At 60.2% G+C, this 389-nt stretch carries 1 protein-coding gene; it reads left to right on the plus strand.

Annotation, left to right across the window (positions count from 1 at the left end; all coding sequences use genetic code 11):
* Positions 1-2: 2 nt before the first annotated feature.
* A partial coding sequence (locus tag A3714_RS05160) for an AarF/UbiB family protein (protein WP_255362636.1) occupies positions 3-389 on the plus strand: 387 nt, incomplete at its 3' end.

The raw sequence follows: 389 nt of genomic DNA on the forward strand, positions 1-389 counted from the left end.
GGCTGACCGGCATGACCACGTCCATTGCCACCCGGGTGGCCGGTCATCAGGTCAAGGGGTGGTTCCAGTCGGATATGGCCAAAGCCGCAGACCGGGAAAAATTGCTCCAGCATATCGGCCGGGAAGTCGCAGCGACCCTCGGAGAGATGAAAGGCGCGGTGATGAAAGTGGGGCAGATTGCCTCGCAGATGCAGGACATTCTCCCCCGGGAGATCAGCGATCAGCTCAAGGTGCTGCAGAATGCCTCGGCGCCCATGCCTTTCCACGTAATCCGTCGTCAACTCGAGCGGGAGCTGGGAAAACCACTGGATTCGCTGTTTGCCGATTTTGAGGAAACCCCTTTCGCAGCGGCATCCATCGGCCAGGTTCACCGGGCCACCACCCATGAT

Source organism: Alcanivorax sp. HI0007 (assembly GCF_001635525.1).
GTDB lineage: Bacteria > Pseudomonadota > Gammaproteobacteria > Pseudomonadales > Alcanivoracaceae > Alcanivorax.